The organism is Brachybacterium sp. AOP24-D1-21 (assembly GCF_052378665.1).
In the GTDB taxonomy this organism is placed as follows: Bacteria; Actinomycetota; Actinomycetes; order Actinomycetales; family Dermabacteraceae; genus Brachybacterium.
In genome coordinates, this window is the sequence record NZ_JBQSXX010000002.1 from 203,453 (window position 1) to 219,089 (window position 15,637).

Genomic DNA, 15,637 nt, shown 5'->3' on the forward strand with positions numbered 1-15,637 from the left:
CGGCACCTAGACTCGGCTCATGCCCCCTATGCCTGAGGACGCCGACGCATGCCGCCACGACGAGGTCGACCGCATCGTCGAAGGCTGGCAGAGGGCACGCGCCGATCTGGACGTCGCACCGCTGGCGGTGTTCTCCCGCATCTCCCGACTCTCGAGGTATCTCGAGGTCGCCCGCCGCAGTGCCTTCACGGACGCGGGCCTCGAGGGATGGGAGTTCGACATGCTCTCCGCGCTGCGCCGCAGCGGCGAGGATGCCCTCTCCCCCGGCGCACTCATGCACGAGACGCTGGTGACCAGCGGCACCATGACGACCCGGATCGACAAGCTGGTCGCACGGGATCTGGTGAGCAAGAACCGCAGCCCGCACGACGGCCGCGCGGTCGAGGTGAGGCTGCGAGCCGATGGCGTCGCCCGGGTCGATGCGGCGATGGAGCGGCTGCTGGACGCGGAGCAGGAGCTGCTCGAGCCGCTCGCCCCCGACGGACGCTCCAGCCTCGCCGACACCCTGCGCTCTCTGCTGCTGACCTTCGAGTCGGAGACGCCCCGCTCAATGTGAGGGCTTCCCGTGCGGTGGCCGTCGACTCTCTCGTCGCCTCCATCAGCACCGCCGCCACCAGCACCGCCGCCACCAGAGTCGTCGACCGGTCCCGAGGCCCTCGGCCGCAATCAGCGCCGCTGACCGCTCCCAGAGCCGTTCACCGCCATCAGGAATTGTGAGCTGCACGATTCTTCGACAGTCCAGGGTCGCCTGAAGCGCCCGAGCACGCGACCGTTGAGGATGTCTGGCCGTTCGCCCCGCCGCCCCGTCTCCCCGCCATTCCGCCACGACCCACCGACACCACTCTTGAGGACTTCATCGCATGGCTCATCTGCTCGGCACCCAATCCCTGCACGTCGCGCTGCCCGACCGCGTGCTGCTGGATGACATCACCGTCGGGATCGACGAGGGCGACCGGATCGGGGTGGTGGGGCGCAATGGTGATGGCAAGTCCACCCTGCTGCGGCTGTTGGCGCGTTTCAGGGAGCCCGACGAGGGCCGGGTCACCGTGCGCGGCGGGGTCCGGGTCGGTGTGCTGAGCCAGCAGGACGAGGCGACAGCCGAGACCAGCGTGCATGAGCGCGTGCTCGGCGATCGACCGGACTACGAGTGGGCCTCGGATCCGCGGATCCGCGATGTGCTCGAAGGACTGCTCGGGGGCATCGACCTGGATGCTCCGCTGACCGATCTCTCCGGCGGCCAGCTGCGGCGCGTCCACCTGGCAGAGCTGCTCGTGGGCGACTGGGACGTGCTCCTGCTCGATGAGCCCACCAACCATCTCGACGTCGAGGGGATCTCCTGGCTCGCGGAGCATCTGCGCCGACGCTGGAGCCCGAAGGATGGCGGGCTGGTGGTGATCACGCACGACCGCTGGTTCCTCGACGCGGTGTGCACCCGGATGTGGGAGGTGCACGACGGGATCGTCGAGCCCTTCGAGGGCGGCTACGCGGCCTATGTGCTGCAGCGCGTCGAGCGGGACCGGCAGGCGGCGACCATCGAGTCGAAGCGGCAGAACCTGATGCGCAAGGAGCTGGCCTGGCTGCGCCGGGGTGCACCTGCCCGGACCGCGAAGCCGAAGTTCCGCATCGATGCCGCCAATGAGCTGATCGCCGGGGAGCCGCCGGTGCGGGACACCGTCGAGCTGACCCAGCTGGCGACCTCGCGGCTGGGCCGCGACGTGATCGATGTGCTCGATGTCGACGCCGGTTATGACGATCTCACCGTGCTGCGCGATGTCACCCTGCATATCGGGCCAGCGGATCGCATCGGCGTGCTGGGCCCCAACGGGGCCGGCAAGTCCACGCTGCTCGCACTGATCACCGGGGACCTCGAGCCGCAGGCGGGCCGGGTCAAGCGGGGCAAGACGGTGACTGTCTGCCAGGTGTCGCAGCGGCTCGAGGGGCTCGAGGAGCATCTGAACTCCAGGGTCAGCGATGTGGTGGCGAAGTACCGCACCACCTTCCGGGCAGGGAAGGACGAGGTCTCCCCCGGACAGCTGCTGGAGCGTCTCGGCTTCACGACGGCGCATCAGAAGGTTCTGGTGGGAGCACTCTCCGGTGGGCAGCAGCGACGCCTGAACCTGCTGTTCACCCTCCTTGAGGAGCCCAATGTGCTCGTGCTCGACGAGCCGACGAACGACATGGACACCGACATGCTCGCTGCCATGGAGGATCTGCTGGACACCTGGCCCGGGCCGCTGATCGTCGTCTCCCACGACCGGTACCTGCTGGAGCGGGTCACCGATATCCAGTACGCGGTGCTCGACGGTGCGGTGAGGCATGTGCCGGGCGGCGTCGAGCAGTACCTCGCGCTGCGGGCAGAGGGCCTGCGTGAGGATGCGGCATCTGGTGGGTCCTCGTCGGCGAAGGGCGCGGCTGGACGCTCTGCGGGAGCGAAGGCTGCGGGGTCGAAATCTGCGGGAGCGAAGTCAGCGGGTGGCTCCGCTGGCGCTGGCGGCGGCGCGTCCGAGTCCGCATCGAATGTGTCGGGGGCGCAGGCTCATACGGCGCAGAAGGAGCTCGGTGCGATCGAGCGGAGGATGAAGAAGCTCGACAAGCAGACGACGTCGCTGCATTCCACACTCGCGGCGCACGACCAGTCCGACTATGTCGGGCTGCAGAAGATCACCGATGAGCTGCGCGCTGTCGAGGCGGAGATCGAGGAGCTCGAGGAGCGCTGGCTGGAGCTGTCCGAGCTGCTCGAGTGAGGGCGGTCCGGAATCCCTGGAGGCCTCGTGCAGGGACTCCTTACAGGCCGTCGATTTACTGGCTGTCGAGTTGCCAGCTGTCGAGCTACCAGCTGTCGATGATGTCGAGGTGCGGAGTGAAGATGTAGTCGGTGCGCCCCTGGAGGAGCCAGTGCCGATTGCGTCGGGCATTGCGAAATCTCGGATGCGGATCGGTGAGATCGAGAGCCCTGCGCTCCACTCGTGCGAAGGCTCGATGGAACGAAGCATTGGGATCCTCTGGACCACCCGGGGGAACGCCCGCGATCGGGTCGCGCCGTTCTTCGTCGGCGCCGGGATGTACTGCGGAGACCGTGTCATCGTCGGGCGCGCCGCTTTCGGGGTCTGACGCATCTCTCATCTGTCGTGCTGACTCGTCCAGGAGTCTGAGCCCGGTGCCGAGGGGGTCGAAGTTGATGCCCCGTCGCCTGGCCTTCTGTCCGTATCGGCTTGTCCACTCGACAGTGCGTCTGACGCCGTTCTCGTCGGTGATGACCCGGGCTCTCTCGCCGGATTCTTCCTTCTGGTTGTCGCCGACGCACACGCCGTTGCCGTTGAGAAGAGAGGTGGGGCCTCCCTGCGACCAGGGAACGATGTGATCGTTCTGCCGGATGTTCGCGTCGCAGTAGGGCGCGCGACAGGTCTGGTGACCCAGGCGAAGGAATCGGGCGAGGGCGGGCGGGAACTCACGGGAGACGGAATCGACGGCGACGAGCTGCCCGTCCTCTGGGTCGAGGTAGAGCCGACGGAGGGCCATGGTCAGATCGGGGTCGTCCACATCTGACGTCGCCGCATCGAGCATCTCCTGGCGGATGTGTTCGTACGGCACCGGGCCGTAGCCCTCGATGGTGGCGGCGTCGGCGTGCTCGGGTGCGAGCAGGGAGCGGTCCGTGATGATGACGGCGATCTCCAGCGTGGAGGGGTCGATCCCTTCTCCGCGTCCGATCAGGGCATCGGCGAAGAGGTCCGCCATGATCTGCTGATGGCCGCGCCGGTCGCCGTGGGCGCGAGCCTTCTCCGCAGCCACCGAGAGCCCTTTGCGGATTCGGGCCCCGTCGAGCGCCGGCAGGTGCGCGGTGACAGTGCACATGCCGTGCTCACCCCGGCGCACAGTGATGCTGCGATCTCGCTTCGCTGTGCGGTGGCGGTCCGCAGCGCCACGAGGGTCCAGTCCGTGCAGCACCTTGGCTGCTTCACCGGCCAACTCTTCAGGGCCGCAGCCATCGAGGTAGGGCAGGTGGGCCGCGAGGATCTCATCGACCTGGGTGCGCTGAGCGGGGGTTGCCGGCCCCATCGTGCGACCCACCTTGTGCGCAGAGGTGGCAAGGATCCGGCCCTGCGCGAGCGCGGTGAGCATGCCGGGCATGGAGAGGACCAGCCGGCGAGAGGAGGACATCGACTGGCCGACGCAGGACTTCGACTGCTTCAGGGCTTTCGATGTCTCCGAGCGTGCGATCTTCACCGCCTGCTTCGGCGTGTCCTCGCGGCGCAGGGAATCTTCCTTGACCACGTGCTCCAGGTGGACCAGCGCCCGTGCCTGCACCGCTGCGATCGCACCGTTCAGATCCTGGACCCGCGCCAGCAGCGAGATGGTCTCGGACGCGGCCAGCTTCTCCAGCGCGAACGACCCGTCCGCACCGATCTCAGCAAGCACGGAACGCACAGCGGTGATGTCGGTGTCACCGATCCACAGCTCTTCGTCGTTCGCGGAGATCGGGAGTGTGCTGCGCCGCCGAATGCGTGCCGCGACGGACCGGGGCCCTGACACCTCCGAGCCCGAGCCCGATCCTTCGCCCGCACCCGCATGGCGAGACGCATCACCAGAAACGCCGCGCCCGGCCTCCTGGGAGTCTGCATCATCACTGTGCGACTGATCTGTCATGGCGCCATTTTCGCACACCTATTCGACGAAAGGAAGGCGCGAGGGAACTCTACCAATCAGTAATCTTGAATTGTGGATAACTGGGAGTGTGGAGGAACCGTCGCGGCAACTGCGAAGTGCGGGAACGGCACTATCCTGCTATTCACGGGCAGCATACGAAGCGGCCAGGCGGCCTCATCGAAGCAGGTCCAGATGTTGTACAACTGAGGGCGCCAAGACACCACATCCACACAGACATTTCCAATCGCTGCTTTCTCTTGCATTATTCACAGACGGAGCCATATAGTCACGTGGGACACGCACGACCGGCGTCCGGACACCGAAATAGCGATCCCTTTACCATCAACTTCGCAATCACAGATCGCACCGAGAGGAACAGCAGGTAGCCGCGGATGACCAGTTTGTCCGCGCTCGATGGGCACCTGGAAGTGCCCCGTACAGAACGAGGTCTCCGGCTACCGGTGGCGATGCTCAGCGCATTGGAAGGTGGCCAGCGCGTCGGAAGGTGGTCAGCGCATTGGAAGGTGGTCAGCGCGTTGGAAAATGGCCAGCGCGTTGGAAGATCGTGAGCCCCATAGAGCCCATGGAGTCCCAGCTCGATCGAGGCCCCGAAACGACGATCTCGCTGCCGGCAGAGTGAAGAGCCCCGACGCATAAGCGCGAGACTCCGTCGCTCGACGCTCAGCTCGCTTCGAGCACGCTCGCCCCCGGCGCGGAACCCCGCGCCACCAGGCAGCTCTCGACGAGTCCATCGCGCATCAGTCCCGCGGCGATTCCTCGGGCCTGCGCTTCGTCCTCGACCAGCACGGCGACCGTCGGCCCTGAGCCGCTGACCAGCGCGGCCGGCGCTCCCAGCCGTTCGGCGGCCTCGACCACCGGCTCCAGGCGCGGATGCAGCGCGAACGCTGCGGCCTGCAGATCGTTGTGCAGGGTATCCGCCAGCAGTTCGAGGTTCGCGCCGCTGAGCGCCTGCAGCTGCCGCTCATCCAGATCCGGCTGCTCGGGCAGTGCACGCCCGTTCGTCAACGAGATCTCGTCGAACTTCCGGAACACCTCCGGCGTCGAGAGGTGACCGCCGGGGACCGCGAGCAGCCAGGTCCATTCGCCATGGGTGAGCACGGTGGTGAGGTCGGTGCCGTTGCCGCGCCCCAGCGCCGTGTGGCCGAGCATCGCGAAGGGGACGTCGGCTCCCAGCTGCGCTCCGAGCTCGCGCAGCTTCTCGCTGCCGAGCCCGGTCCCCCACAGGCGGTCGAGCGCGACCAGCGTCGCCGCGGCGTCCGCCGACCCGCCGCCCATGCCGCCGGCGATCGGCACCTGCTTGTGGATGTGCAGCGCAGCGCCGACCTCCAGAGCGCATTCCTCACGCAGCAGCTGAGCCGCCCGCAGGGCGAGGTTGCTGCCATCCAGAGGGAGCTCTCCGGGGACTTCCGAGGTGAGCTCCAGGCTGAGAGTGCTCGCACGGGTCGCGGTGACCGTCTCGTAGAGGTCGACTGCCTGGAACACCGTGGCCAGGGAGTGATAACCGCGTCCGTCAACCCCGCCCACCATGAGCGACAGATTGATCTTCCCCGGGGCGCGGACGACCACGCGGTCCAGTGCGGACGGCATCAGAGGGCCTCACCCTCGGTCCGTGCCAGCCCCTGTTCCGCCCGGGCGATGGCCCGGAACTGATCGATCTCCAAGGTCTCGCCACGGGCGCCGGGGTCGATGCCGGCGGCGCGCAGGATCTGCTCGGAACGCGGTGCGGTCCCAGCCCAGCCGGCGAGCGCGGCACGCAGTGTCTTGCGGCGCTGGGCGAAGGCGGCATCGATGATCGTGAAGACCGACTCCCGCTCCTCGGCGGTGCCGAGCGGCTGCTCGTGCCGCACCAGCTCCACGAGCGCCGAGTCGACGTTGGGAACCGGCCAGAAGATCTGTCGGGAGATCTTCCCCGCATGCACGGCCCGCCCGTACCAGGCGAGCTTCACGCTGGGGCCGCCATAGGTGCGCGAGCCCGGGCCGGCGATGAGACGGTCCACCACCTCGGACTGCACCATCACGAGGGCCGAGCGGAGGGAGTCGAAGCGCTCGAGCATCGTGAGCAGGATGGGGGTGGCGACGTTGTAGGGAAGATTGGCGACCAGCGCGGTCGGCTCACCCGCTCGGGGCAGCGCAGGCAGCTCGGTCACCTGAAGGGCGTCGTCGTGGAGGAGCTGGAAGCGGTCGTCCTCGACGCCACGGGCACGCAGCGTGAGCGGGAGCAGCTCGGCCAGGCCGCGATCCAGCTCGACGGCGACCACGTCGGCCCCCGTCTCGAGCAGGCCGAGCGTCAGGGACCCCAGTCCGGGTCCTACCTCGAGCACCGCCTGCCCCGGCTCCACGTGGGCACGGCCGACGATGGTCCGCACGGTGTTCGGGTCCATCACGAAGTTCTGCCCGCGCTGCTTCGAGGGCCGGATGCCCGCGGCCTCGGCGAGGTCACGGATATCGCGCGCGGTGAGCAGGAGCCCTGCGCTGGGCGTCGTCTCGCCGCTCATGCCGCCACCTCCAGAGGCCATCGGTAGACATCCTGGGTGGTGGTGCGGATCGCGCGGCATGCCTGCTCCAGGTCGGTGCCCGTCACCTCGGCGATGGTGGCCATGGTGTGAGGGATCAGGTAGGAGGAGTTGGGTCGCCCGCGGTAGGGCACCGGGGTGAGGAAGGGTGCGTCGGTCTCGACCATCACCTGACCGAGTCCCACCTCCGCGAGCGCGGTGCGCAGGTAGCCGGCGCTGCTGAAGGTCACGGTCCCGGCGAAGGAGAGGAACCAGCCGCGATCCACGCAGGTGCGCGCGAACTCGGCATCGCCGGAGAAGCAGTGGAAGACGGTGCGTTCGGGGGCGCCATCGGCCTCGAGGACTTCGAGGACGTCGCGATGGGCGTCCCGGTCATGGATCTGCAGCGGCAGATCGAGTTCCCTGGCGAGCGCGATGTGGGCGCGGAACGACTCGATCTGGGCGGTGCGGGCCTGGTCGTCGTCCCGTGAGGTGCGGAACCAGTCCAGCCCCGTCTCCCCCACGACCACCATTCCGGGGCCGCGCAGCAGTTCGGACACCTCGGCGATCGCCTCATCCAGCCCCACCAGTTCACGGCCCTTTTGGTCCTTGCCCCGTGCATGGAGCGCCGCCTCGTTGGGGTGCACGGCGATACCGCCGCGCAGGGTGGGCGGGCATGTCTCCGAGGCGAGCAGTGCCGCGGTCCAGCGCACCGCCTCGAGATCTGAACCGATCGTGATCTGCGCATCGACGCCGACGGCGGCGGCCCGTGCGACATGGTCGAGCACGCTGAGCTGCTCGTCTCCGTCGGCGAAGTCGAGATGGCAGTGGTTGTCGATCACAGGGAAGGGCAGCGGCTCCGGGATCGCGGGCCAGGAGCGGTCACGCTTCTTCCCGCGAGGATCGATGTCCTCACGGTCGCGCACCGGTGGCGGGACCGCGGCGCCGGACGGGTTCTGGTGCTCAGACGGCATGCGACCATGGTAGGAGGATCGGGGTGAACCCAGGACCAACGGGGCGCCCCCGAGCCGCGAGCGTGACCAGACTGTGCCCGGTTCGGCCAGAGAGGGACCTCAAGCCGGCGCGCTGAGTGAGGTGCGACGCATCCCACCACTCCGGTGCGATAGCTCACGGGCCCGGAGCGAGCGGTGAAGGCCACGATGTGGCAAGATGAGTCGTCGTTGTGCGTCCTTTCGTGCACCCGAGCGCCCCGATTCCTCACGGACCGGGTTCGGGTCGCTGCTCGGGACGGGCGTCAACGCCAGTTCACCCTCCGGACCGTCAAGGAGCATCCCATGGCAGTGCCCAAGTTCAAGATGTCCCGTGCGCGCACGCACTCCCGCCGCTCGCAGTGGAAGGCCAACAACGCCGACCTCGTGCAGGTGACGGTTCGTGGCCGCACCGCTTCCGTGCCGCGTCGCCTCGCAAAGGCGTACCAGCGCGGCCTCCTCCAGATCGAGGACTGATCGACGTACTGCGAGCTTGCGAGCGGTAGGAAATCAGTCGAGTAGTCGCAGACTGATCTCGATCAAGGAGTGATCCGGCGCGGGCCCAGCCCGCTCCACCGAGATCTCCGCCGACGCCCCCGACAGCAGCTGCTGTCGGGGGCGTCGTCATGTTCGCTTCTGTTCGGTGGCAGCGATGATCCGCGCCCCGTCAGCCACGGAGTCGCGGCTGCGGTGCTGCAGCCGCAGTCCCTCACCGCGGCGAGTCAACCGCGATGCCTCAGCTGCGCCGCTTCAGCGCGAGGTCGTAGAGCTCACTCGCGCCGACCCCGGGATGCGCCCGGGCGAGCTCCTTGGCGGCATCCTTGAGCCGCTCCCCTGCCGCAGCCCGGGCCAGCACCTGCTCGACGAGGCTCTCAGCAGTGACGGCGGCGGGCTCGGCCCCTGCCACCACGAGCACCACCTCTCCGAGCACGTCGCCGTCGGCGGCCCAGGCAGCGAGCTCGGCCAGCGTGCCGCGCACGATCTCCTCATGGGTCTTGGTCAGCTCCCGGGCGACAGCGCCGCGGCGGTCCACCCCGAAGGCCTCAGCCATCGCGGCGAGCGTGGCGGCGGTGCGGCGCGGCGACTCGAAGAAGACCATGGTGCGCAGTTCGGATGCGAGCGGTTCCAGCGCTGAGGCCTTGCGGCCCTCGCGCCGCGGAGGGAAGCCCTCGAAGGTGAAGTGGTCCGGGGCGATCCCGGAGGCGGCCAGCGCGGTCAGCACCGCCGAGGGGCCGGGGATCACGGTGACCCGGAAGCCCGCCTCGGCCGCCGCCCGCACTGCCTCGAAGCCCGGGTCGGAGACCACCGGCATCCCGGCATCGGTGACGATCAGCACCCGCTGCCCTGCCGCGAGCGCTTCGAGCAGCACGCCCGTCCGTTCGGCCTCGTTGTGCTCGTGGTACGAGAGGATCCGCCCGCTGGTCTCCACCTCGAGATCGCGCACCAGGCGGGCGAGCCGTCTGGTGTCCTCGGCGGCGATCAGGTCCGCCTCGGCCAGCGCACGCATCAGGCGCACCGAGGCGTCGAGCGGATTGCCGATAGGGGTGGCGGCGAGGGTGAGGACTCCGGGTTCGAGCATCTGGCCATGCTAACCAGCCTGCGGCTCGCGGGCACTCCGCTGTCGCTCCCCGCGCGCCCCGCTGCTCCCGCCGGGTGATGTCCTAGCATGTGCGGGTGCACACGGAGGAGGAAGCCACCCACCGCGCCCCCGTCGAGGACGAGCCGGGCGCGCTGCTCGCCTCCTACCGTCGGCGGCTGAAGACCTTCGACCTGCCGCTGTCCCGGATGGCATGGGCCGGGGCGATGGCTGTGTTCGGGCTGGCACTGGTGCTGCGCCTGTGGGGCCTGGGGTCTGTCGAGGAGCTGATCTTCGACGAGACCTATTACGTCAAGGACGGCTACGCCATCACCCAGGAGGGTGTGGAGATGTCCTGGCCCGAGGAGCCGGACGCCGCCTTCGAGGCCGGGGATGTGGACTCCTACGAGCCCAAGGGCGCGTACGTGGTCCATCCTCCGCTGGGCAAGTGGCTGATCGGCGGCGGGATGCTGCTGCTGGGCGCGGACAACCCCTGGGGCTGGAGGATCTCCTCGGCGGTGCTGGGCTCGATCGCGGTGCTGCTGCTGGCACGGATCGGCCGACGGCTGTTCCGCTCGACCACCGCCGGTCTGATCGCGGGCCTGCTGCTGGCGATCGACGGGGTGTCCCTGGTCCACTCCCGCACCAGCCTGCTGGACCCCTTCTTGATGTTCTTCGTGCTCGCGGCGTTCGGTGCACTGCTGATCGACCGTGATCGCTTCCGCGAGCGACTCGCGCTGGCCTCGGCGGCGATGCACGCCAGCGCCGAGAGCGCCCCTCCGCTCGGGGTCTCAGGCGGGATCCGGCCCTGGCGCCTGCTGGCCGGCCTGCTGCTGGGGATGGCCTGCTCGGTGAAGTGGTCCGGGCTCTACTTCGTCGCGGTGTTCGGGATCATGACGGTGCTGTGGGACTGGTGGGCGCGCCGCACCATCGCCCAGCGCGACTGGCTGCTGGGCGGCCTGGTCCGGGATGCCGTGCCCGCCTTCCTCGCGATCGTCGGCATCGCGCTGGTCACCTATGTGGCGTCGTTCGCCGGCTGGTTCGCCTCTGCGGTCGGCTACAACCGCCACCTCACGGCGGAGCAGGACATGGCCACCGGCAACGGGGTGCTCGACTCGCTGTTGTCGCTGTGGCTCTACCACCGCCAGGCCTATTCCTTCCACGTCGGGCTGGATTCGGAGCATCCCTATGCGGCGCACCCTGCGGGCTGGCTGCTGCAGCTGCGCCCCACGAACTTCTACTACCGCTCCTACGAGTATGGGGAGCAGGGATGCGAGGTCGCCAAGTGCGGCGCGCACATCCTCTCGGTCGGCAATCCGCTGATCTGGTGGCTGGGGACGCTGGCGCTCCTGGTGACGCTGGTGATCGCGGTGGTCTTCCGGGATGGACGGGGCTGGGCAGCGCTGTCGGGAATCGCCGCCGGCTACCTCCCGTGGCTGATGTACACCGACCGCACGATCTTCACCTTCTACGCCGTGGCGTTCTCGCCCTGGCTGATCCTGTGCCTGGCCTATGTGATGACGCTGGTGATCGGTCCCGCCGGCGCGGACAGGGAACGACGGCTGGCGGGCGGTCTGTTCGTCGGCTCCCTGCTGGTGCTGATCGTCCTGGTCTCCGCGTTCTTCTGGCCGGTATGGACCGGCCAGGTGCTCGACGTCGAGCAGTGGCGGTACCGCATGTGGCTGCCGTCCTGGACCTGAGCCGACACGGTACGTCGCGGCAGCACCGGCCGCTACGATTGCCCCATGGCCCCAGATTCCTCAGCGCTGCGTGATCTCGCCCGCGACCTCGGTGTCAGCACCCAGTACTGGGGCTGGGACGGCACCCTCAAAGATGTCGCCGACGACACCTTGCACGCGATCCTCGGCGCGCTCGGTGCGCCCGCGAGCACCGAGGAGGACATCGCCTCCGTACGGCGCGCGCGTGAACGTGCCCCTTGGGAGCGCACGCTCCCCCCGGTGACCGTGCTGCGCGAGGACCGCGCCACCACGGTACCCGTCCATATCGAGCACGGCACAGCGGTGAGCCTGCACCTGCGGCTCGAGGACGGCGGCCGCCGCGACCTCCACCAGGCTGAGGACCACACCCCGCCCTTCGAGCTCGACGGGACGCTGCGGGGCCGCGCACGCTTCTACGTGCCGCTCGGACTGCCGCTGGGCTGGCATCGACTGGTCGCCGAGACCTCGCAGGGCCCGGTCGAAGCGGACCTCGTGGTCACGCCCGCCCGGCTGACCGTCCACGCCGAGTACGCCGCCCGGCGCGCATTCGGGATCCAGGCCCAGCTGTACTCGGTGCGCTCGGAGCGCTCCTGGGGCATCGGCGACCTCGCCGACATGCGCGATCTCGCCGCGATCAGCGGCGCCCGCCACGGAGCAGACTTCCTACTGGTCAATCCCCTGCACGCCTCCTACCCGACCCCGCCTGTCGAGCCGTCCCCCTATCTGCCGGTCACCCGCCGCTTCACCAGTGCGCTGTACCTGCGCATCGAGGACGTCCCTGAGCACCGGGAGCTGTCCGACTTCGCCCGGCAGCGAGTGAGTCTCCTGCGCGAGGGCGTGTCCGACTGGAACGACCGCGTGGACCGCCTCGAACGCGACGAGGTGCTCACGGCGAAGCTGCAGGCGCTCGAGGAGCTGTTCGCGGTGCCGCTGACCGCGGGGCGCCGAGCGCTGCTGGATGCCTACCGTGCCCGTGAGGGGCAGGGGCTGGAGGACTTCGCGCTGTGGTCCGCGATCGCGGAGTCGGTGCGCGGCACGGCCGATGAGGCCTGCCTGCAGAACCTCGATGAGGCCACCCTCGAGCAGGCCCGTCGCGAGCTGTCCGGGCGGATCGACTTCCACGTCTGGACGCAGTGGCTGCTGGACGAGCAGATGAGCGCCGCCCAGACCGCGGCGCGCGATGCCGGGATGCGGATCGGGATCATGCACGATCTCGCCGTCGGGGTCGAGCAGATCGGTGCGGACTCCTGGCGGCTGCGCAACGTGCTCGCCGCCGGTGTCGGCGTCGGTGCGCCGGCCGATCAGTACAACCAGCAGGGCCAGAACTGGCATCAGCCGCCGTGGCATCCCGAGCGGCTGCGCGACGCCGCCTATCGGCCGTGGCGGGACATGCTGCGCACCCTGATGCGCCATGCGGGGGCGCTGCGGATCGATCATGTGCTCGGGCTGTTCCGGCTGTGGTGGATCCCTGAGGGTCATGGGGCGGCCGACGGCGCCTACGTCTCCTACGACCATGAGGCGATGATCGGCATCCTCGTCCTGGAGGCGCAGCGCTCGAACACCCTGGTAGTCGGGGAGGACCTCGGCACCTTCGAGCCGTGGGTGCGGGACTACCTCGTGGACCGCGGCATCCTGGGCACCTCGATCCTGTGGTTCGAGTACGACGGCGAGGGCCGTCCGCTGCGCGCCGAGGACTACCGCACCCTGTGCATGGCCTCGGTCAACACCCACGATCTGCCGCCCACGGCCGGCTACCTGGCGGGCGACCATGTGGCGCTGCGCCACGAGCTGGGACTGCTCGAGCGGGATCTCGCCGAGGAGCTCGAGGCTGACGCGACCGGTCGCGAGCAGGTGCTCGACGTGCTGCGCGGCGAGGGGCTGCTCGCCCCGGGCGCGGATATCGAGCAGACCGTGCTGGCCCTGCACCGCCACCTGGCACGGACCCCGTCGATGCTGCTGGGCGTCTCGCTCGTGGACTGCGTCGGTGAGCGGCGCATCCAGAACCAGCCCGGCACCGACGAGGAGTACCCGAACTGGCGGATCCCGCTGGCGGACGCCGATGGCACCCCGGTGTCGATCGACGACATCGCGACCGACGAGCGCACCGCGCGCCTGCTGGCGGCGGTGCGCGAGGGCATCAGCTCGCGGTGACCTGACCCCACTCGGCCCGCCGGTCGAGGAACTCGCGGGCTGCGGCCTGCGCACCCTCGAGGTTGTGGTGGGCGCCCCAGCCGCACTGGACCTCATTGGCGGCGGGCACCTCGGTCGCGGTCAGCAGATCCTGCAGCGTGGCCTCGAGGACGGGGGCGAAGCCCTCGGTGGAGTGGTCGCCCACCCGCAGCACGTAGAAGCCGGTGCGGCAGCCCATCGGGGAGACGTCCAGGACGTCGCCGGAGTGGTTGCGCATGTGCTCGGCCATCATGTGCTCGAGCGAATGGACAGTCTCGGACTCGAGGTGGGCGACATTGGGCTGGGTGAAGCGCACATCGAGCTTCGTCAGCACGTCACCACCGGGCAGCTCCTTGCGATCCGCGATGCGGAGGTAGGGCGCGGCGACGGTGCGGTGGTCGAGGTTGAAGCTCTCGACGTTCATGCGGGGCTGCTCGGTCATCGGTGATGCTCCTTCGTGGGCTCGTTCATGGGGCTGGGTCGAGGCTGGTTCGGGGCTGGGTCGGGGCTGGTTCTTGGTCAGCGGCTGGAACGTGAGGTCCGGCCGCGGACCACGCCGACGAATTCCTGGCGCACCGGATCGTCCGCTGCGCGCGGCCAGGCCAGGGCGATACGGGTGGGCTCAGCATCGTGCAGCGGCCGGGCGACGGCATCCTTGCGGTGGTGGAGCCGGGCGAGCGAGAGGGGGACGCGGGTGTAGCCGACTCCTGCGGCGACGACGGCGATCCGTTCTGCCGCGTCGTCGGGGAGGGCGGAGGGGATCTCGGTCTCGTCCACCAGGTCCTCCTCGCCGACCTCGTCGAGCAGGCTGAGCACATTCTCGGTGCCCACCATGATCGCGGCGCGCTCCTCCCACAGCGAGACCATGTGCAGCTCCTCCGCCACCAGCGGCAGACGCACGAAGCACATGTCGACCTCTCCTGCCGTGAGCGCCTCGTGCTGGCGCGAGAGCGGGACGGGGACCAGCTCGAGCCAGGCGTCCCGGTGGCCGGACTTCCATCGGCGCAGGAAACGGTCAGGTTCGACGCCGGGCACGAAGCCGACGCGCAGGGGGGTGGAGTGCATGCCCCCAGCCTACGGCTCCTCGGTCTGTTCTCTCTGCTCCTGCCAGGCTTGTTACGGCCTGCTCTACCGCTCGGGCTGCTCCCGCTGGGTCTAGTCCTGCTGGCTCTGCTCCCGCTGGGTCTGTTCCCGCTGGGCGCGGGCGAGCACTCGCAGCAGATCGGCGGTGAAGCGGCCGGGCGCCTTGAGGTTCACCATGTGGTCGCCGTAGGGAAGCAGCTCCAGACGGCCATGCGGGGCGGCTGCGACGAGGCTCCGCTCATGTGAGCGCAGGTGGTCGCTCCGGCCGTGCAGGAAGGTGACCGGAGCATCGATCCGGCGCAGATCGTCGTGCAGGTCCAAGGAAGCAACCGCGGCGAAGGCGGGGGCGATCACGGAGGCGTCCGCTCGGCCGCCGCGCAGGTAGGCCCGAGCTCCGTCCTGCCCGAGGATCCAGGTGAAAGGGTCACCGCTCCTGCCGCTGCGCATGCCCGGCACGAGATCTGTGCCCCGGATCAGTGCCCCGTACAGGCGGGCTCCACGCGGGCCAGGTTGAAGGGCCGCCCCGCAGGCGGTGAGCGAGCCGAGTGCCCCCGGGACTGCGGCGAGACGCGCGGCGACGTGGATCGCGAGCATGCCGCCGAGGGAGCTGCCCACCAGGTGCACCGGTTCGCCGATGCACTGGTGGCTGTGGAGGACTGCATCCTCGATCGCTGTCACGGCGGCCGGGAGCGTGAACGGCTCACCGCGGCGGGTGCCGTGGCCGGGCAGGTCCGGGGTGACCACCCGGTGCCCCGCGGCGCGCAGGGAGGGCAGCTGGAGGTCCCACTGGCTATGCGAGGTGCGGGTGCCGTGCACCAGGACGACCGGCCAGGGGCCCGGCAGCTGTGCCGCACCGTCGGTGGCGTCCAGCAAGGCGGCGTCAGCGGCATCCAGCGCGGCGGCGTCTGCGGCGTCCTTCGCGGCGGCGTGGTCTGTGTTCATTCC

The 15,637-nt window shown here is 69.3% G+C and carries 13 protein-coding genes; 5 read left to right on the forward strand and 8 right to left on the reverse strand.

The window, feature by feature from the left end; translation table 11 throughout:
- Positions 1 to 19: 19 nt before the first annotated feature.
- Positions 20 to 556, forward strand: coding sequence for a MarR family winged helix-turn-helix transcriptional regulator (locus tag ACT3UF_RS15610; protein WP_441445539.1), 537 nt, complete (start codon positions 20 to 22; stop codon positions 554 to 556).
- A 304-nt stretch (positions 557 to 860) separates the two neighbouring features.
- Entirely contained in the window at positions 861 to 2,744 is a 1,884-nt protein-coding gene (locus tag ACT3UF_RS15615; RefSeq protein WP_441445538.1) for an ABC-F family ATP-binding cassette domain-containing protein, read from the forward strand.
- 85 nt (positions 2,745 to 2,829) lie between these two features.
- On the opposite strand, the gene ACT3UF_RS15620 is transcribed toward ACT3UF_RS15615, so the two are convergent.
- The 4 genes from ACT3UF_RS15620 to ACT3UF_RS15635 all read right to left on the reverse strand — a co-directional run bounded on the left by ACT3UF_RS15620 (position 2,830) and on the right by ACT3UF_RS15635 (position 8,131).
- Positions 2,830 to 4,644: a DUF222 domain-containing protein gene (locus tag ACT3UF_RS15620; protein ID WP_444592461.1), complete on the reverse strand. Its 1,815-nt coding sequence runs from the start codon at positions 4,642 to 4,644 to the stop codon at positions 2,830 to 2,832.
- A 681-nt stretch (positions 4,645 to 5,325) separates the two neighbouring features.
- Positions 5,326 to 6,252, reverse strand: coding sequence for a 4-(cytidine 5'-diphospho)-2-C-methyl-D-erythritol kinase (locus ACT3UF_RS15625; RefSeq protein ID WP_441445536.1), 927 nt, complete (start codon positions 6,250 to 6,252; stop codon positions 5,326 to 5,328).
- Positions 6,252 to 7,160 carry a 16S rRNA (adenine(1518)-N(6)/adenine(1519)-N(6))-dimethyltransferase RsmA gene (rsmA, locus tag ACT3UF_RS15630; protein WP_441445535.1) on the reverse strand — a complete coding sequence of 303 codons (909 nt, stop codon included), beginning with the start codon at positions 7,158 to 7,160 and terminating at the stop codon, positions 6,252 to 6,254. Before rsmA ends, ACT3UF_RS15625 begins: the two co-directional genes overlap by 1 nt.
- Positions 7,157 to 8,131 carry a TatD family hydrolase gene (locus ACT3UF_RS15635; protein ID WP_441445534.1) on the reverse strand — a complete coding sequence of 325 codons (975 nt, stop codon included), beginning with the start codon at positions 8,129 to 8,131 and terminating at the stop codon, positions 7,157 to 7,159. Before ACT3UF_RS15635 ends, rsmA begins: the two co-directional genes overlap by 4 nt.
- A 321-nt stretch (positions 8,132 to 8,452) precedes the next feature.
- Between ACT3UF_RS15635 and rpmF the strand changes: the two genes are divergently transcribed.
- Complete coding sequence (gene rpmF, locus ACT3UF_RS15640) at positions 8,453 to 8,623, forward strand: 50S ribosomal protein L32 (protein WP_096799564.1); 171 nt, start codon at positions 8,453 to 8,455, stop codon at positions 8,621 to 8,623.
- Between the two features lie 259 nt (positions 8,624 to 8,882).
- On the opposite strand, the gene rsmI is transcribed toward rpmF, so the two are convergent.
- Positions 8,883 to 9,725, reverse strand: coding sequence for a 16S rRNA (cytidine(1402)-2'-O)-methyltransferase (gene rsmI / locus ACT3UF_RS15645; protein WP_441445533.1), 843 nt, complete (start codon positions 9,723 to 9,725; stop codon positions 8,883 to 8,885).
- A gap of 89 nt (positions 9,726 to 9,814) precedes the next feature.
- Between rsmI and ACT3UF_RS15650 the strand changes: the two genes are divergently transcribed.
- Together ACT3UF_RS15650 and malQ are read left to right on the forward strand one after the other, a co-directional pair.
- Positions 9,815 to 11,422 carry a dolichyl-phosphate-mannose--protein mannosyltransferase gene (locus ACT3UF_RS15650; RefSeq protein ID WP_444502601.1) on the forward strand — a complete coding sequence of 536 codons (1,608 nt, stop codon included), beginning with the start codon at positions 9,815 to 9,817 and terminating at the stop codon, positions 11,420 to 11,422.
- A 45-nt stretch (positions 11,423 to 11,467) separates the two neighbouring features.
- The gene (gene malQ / locus ACT3UF_RS15655) at positions 11,468 to 13,591 is read left to right on the forward strand and encodes a 4-alpha-glucanotransferase (protein ID WP_442331930.1); all 2,124 of its coding nucleotides are present in this window, start codon (positions 11,468 to 11,470) and stop codon (positions 13,589 to 13,591) included.
- Here the strand turns inward: malQ and ACT3UF_RS15660 are convergent.
- The 3 genes from ACT3UF_RS15660 to ACT3UF_RS15670 all read right to left on the reverse strand — a co-directional run bounded on the left by ACT3UF_RS15660 (position 13,578) and on the right by ACT3UF_RS15670 (position 15,634).
- Complete coding sequence (locus ACT3UF_RS15660; RefSeq protein ID WP_442331929.1) at positions 13,578 to 14,051, reverse strand: S-ribosylhomocysteine lyase; 474 nt, start codon at positions 14,049 to 14,051, stop codon at positions 13,578 to 13,580. The two genes, malQ and ACT3UF_RS15660, sit on opposite strands and share 14 nt — an antisense overlap.
- Before the next feature lie 77 nt (positions 14,052 to 14,128).
- Positions 14,129 to 14,674, reverse strand: a complete 546-nt coding sequence (locus tag ACT3UF_RS15665; RefSeq protein ID WP_441445529.1) for a LysR substrate-binding domain-containing protein — start codon at positions 14,672 to 14,674, stop codon at positions 14,129 to 14,131.
- Positions 14,675 to 14,764: 90 nt separating this feature from the next.
- On the reverse strand, positions 14,765 to 15,634 hold the full coding sequence (locus tag ACT3UF_RS15670) for an alpha/beta fold hydrolase (RefSeq protein WP_444606163.1): 870 nt from the start codon (positions 15,632 to 15,634) through the stop codon (positions 14,765 to 14,767).
- Positions 15,635 to 15,637: the final 3 nt, after the last annotated feature.